The organism is Pseudomonas pichavaramensis (assembly GCF_050473265.1).
In the GTDB taxonomy this organism is placed as follows: Bacteria; Pseudomonadota; Gammaproteobacteria; order Pseudomonadales; family Pseudomonadaceae; genus Aquipseudomonas.
The window spans coordinates 1-3,459 of record NZ_JBJKFJ010000030.1 but is presented as its reverse complement, the minus strand read 5'-3'; the positions used below and the strand labels follow the sequence as shown (position 1 = coordinate 3,459).

Here is a 3,459-nt window from a genome sequence, read left to right as displayed (position 1 = left end):
CTCAGACGCTTATCGATGCCGAGCAACAGCCCCTGCTCGTCGCTGTCCAGCGCTGCCGCATTGCCGTTGCCATCCAGATTCATGCGACCACCGAGCAGCTCGAACCATACGCCCTGCCCTTCGCTACGCTCGGTGCTGCGCGCGCGCTGCAGCACAGCGCTGCGCACCTGGCTGGCACTGTCGAGCAAAACGGCTCGGGCACTGGCGTGCACTTCGCCCGACAGGGTATCCATCGCGGCAAACGCTTGACGCTCGCTCATGTTGAGCACCTGATCGAAGACCGCCTTACCCGCTCCCTGCGTAAAGACCCCCGTCGCCGTCGAGCGCTGGTTGCGGCTCATGCCAGCCAGGGCAAAGGTCTGCCCACCGGATACATCCAGGCTACTGGTCAGGGTCAGAGTATTGCCGACCTGCCCCAGCGCAAAGTTCAGGTAGGCGTAGTCATCCGTAAGGCGCTGCGTGCCTTGAACGTCGAGGATACCGGCCCGGACGATGGTATAAGTGGTGCCATCGGCATAGTTGGTGCCGCTGCCAGCGACCGGCGTCACGCGAACGATGGCGCCGTCCTCGATGGTGGCGGTACCCGTCACATCCACCAGGTCATTGTTGACGCCGGCAACGTTGCCACCGTCGTTCAGCTCCACCAGCAGTGTCGACCCCGAATCCAGCGTGAAGTCGCCGCTAACGCTCAGTGTACCGATGGAATTACCCGGCGCTACCGTACCGCCGGAAGCGATGCGGAGATTGCCCAGCGTGCCCGAACCACCGAGCCTGCCGCCCGTCACGTTCACGGTGCCGCCGAGTGCATTGTTCACGTTCAACAAACCACCGGTGATGGTCGTTGTGCCGGTAAACCCAGAGCTATCGGCCGTCAGATTGGTGACGCCCGCGATCTGGTTGATCGTACCAGTGCCGACGAGTGCGGCGCCGAAGGTGTAGCCGACATCGGTGTGATTGAAATTGAGAATGCCGGTGCCAGCACCGAAAGCCAGCGTGAGGGCGTGCAACCTGCCCGCCGCCGCCGCCGCATCGCCCGTCGCCGCGCCAATATTGAGCGCGCCGGTGGAGTCATCAACAAGGGCCAAGGACAAGGTGCCACCACCTGAGTTCGTCGTGACGGTGCCACCCTCGGCAATCGTCAGCGTCCCGGTGCCGAGATTGCCGACGACGATATCCCCAAAATTGGTCCACGTGGAATTGGCGCCGGTCACGCTCACGGTGCCCGTGCTGCCGGTGTTCCCGCCAATGAAGCCCATGCTGTCGCTCGTCGCCCCGCCGCCGTCCGCGATGGTCAGCGTACCGGCGCCGAATTCGCCGACGGTCAGGTTCGAGGAATTAATCCAAACAGAACCGGTGCCGCTCACCGTCACCGTGCTCGTGCTATTCGATCCGCCGCCGATGCTGGCACTGGTGTTGCTCACCGTGCCGCCATCGGCAATCGTGAGCGTTCCGGCGGCGGCGTTACCGACGCGCAGCGCCCCGCTATTGATCCAGGTGGAATTGACGCCGGTGACCATCACCGTGCCGGTACTGCCGCTGTCGTTACCAAGGAAGCCAGAGCTACTGCTCACCGCGCCGCCATCGGCAATAGTCAGTGTGCCCGCCCCCTCGTTGCCAACAGTCAGTGCGGTATTGGTCCAGCTGGAACCGGTGCCGGCCACTTTCACTGTACCCGTACTGCCGGCGCCGTCGCCGATGAAGCCAGAGCTGCTGCTCACCGCGCCGCCGTCCTCGATGGTCAGCGTGCCAGTGCCTTGGTTGCCAACAAACAGGCTCGCGGTATTGGCCCAGGTAGAGTTCTCGCCGGTCACCGTAACCGTGCCCGTGCTGCTGTCGCTGCCGATGATGCCAGAGGTGTTCTCCACCAAGCCGCCGTTCGCGATGGTCAGCGTGCCTGCGGCGGCCAAGTTGCCGATGCTCAGAGCTCCGCTATTGGTCCAAGTAGAGTCTTGGCCGGTCACCGTTACCGTGCCTGTGCGTGCGCCGGAGGAGGAAGCACCAATGAGGCCAGTTCCGTTGCTGACCACCGCGCCACCGTCAGCAATGGTCAGCGTGCCGGTGCCAAAGTTGCCGACGCTCAGAGTTCCGCTATTGGTCCAGGTGGAACCGGAGCCGGTCACCGTCACCGTGCCCGTGCCCGTGCCCGTGCCGAGGGTACCGCCAACGCTACCAAGGGTGTTGCTCACCTCGCCACCGTCAGCAATGGTCAGCGTGCCGGTGCCGTCAAGACCGACATGCAGGGTCTCGGAACTGGTCCAAGTGGAGTTTTGGCCGGTCACCGTCACCGTACCCGTGCTGTTGGTCTCGCTGCCGATAAAGCCGCTGCGGGTGCTGTTAAGCGTTCCGCCGTCCGAAATGGTCAGCGTGCCGGTACCGGTGTTGCCGACGACGACGCCATCGAACGTTTCGGACGTATCGATGGTTTCCACTGCCCCTCCATCGACGATCTTGTCCTCTGCATAGACGGTGGCCGGCACTCCGATCGCCGCAGCTATAACCGCCGCATACAAAGCGCTGTAATGAAAGCCCCGGCACTCGAAAGGTGTGACATCGCAACGAGACGAAAGAAGGCGTGCAAGGGGGATGGTTGATTGCGAAGATGCGCCTTTTGTTTTGCCTTTGGCTAACTCCCCCACCACTACCCATACCTGACGAGCAGCACTCCAGACAATCTTATACATCCTGTTCATTGCGAAAACCTTTTACTTTTATCAAATTGAGCCAGCACGCATCACTTTTCCCAGGGCGCAGAAAGTTGCGCAAACGCAATAAACGCCTACTGAGAAACAAGGAAGAACGCGACACTAGCACAACACGAGAAAATCTCATGTTTCACCGTGTAACACGGCGGACACTTAGTAAATCAAGACACTCTTACGAAACACAAACCATGCCCCAGCTATTCCAGAGCAACTAAACTTCATATCCCCTAGAAACAGGTCACACAACAAGCCCAACGAAACACAGCCATCAATAACAGTCCTTTAAATTATTATTCAACACGAAAGTTTACATAACCTGTAAAACTCAGCATCAACTCACTGAGCGACAAAGTCTGTGGCATTGAAATGACGACAGCAGAACGACAAGCAATGGCGTGACGGCGGGGGAGTACTTAAGTTTTCCTAACGCCATTACTCAGAGCACTTATTTTTAATAACGCAGAAAAACGAAAGAGCGACCCGGCAATGCGTGCAGCTTCTGTTGCCACAGCGGGCCTAACTTCGTCACAACACAAGACGCTCAACGCGGCCTTGACACTGACGATGAGTGCTTAGGACACCCACTGCCTAGACCCTGGCACCTCTCGCCCTCTACCACCGAGACCATTCACAAGTGCCTGAAAGCCTGAATCGCCCCGCACCAAATCAGGCCAACCGTAAACACTAAGGCGGGGCATTTGCCCCGCCTCATCTGGCCTGAACTGGAAAGTGCATCGATACAGGGTTGAAACGTTAT

General features: G+C 59.6%; 1 protein-coding gene. It reads right to left on the bottom strand.

The annotated features are described in order from the left end of the window. Positions 1 to 2,690 (bottom strand): autotransporter outer membrane beta-barrel domain-containing protein (locus tag ACJRW5_RS24835; protein WP_484573131.1); only part of this gene is annotated, 2,690 nt, incomplete at its 3' end. Between the last annotated feature and the right edge of the window lie 769 nt (positions 2,691 to 3,459).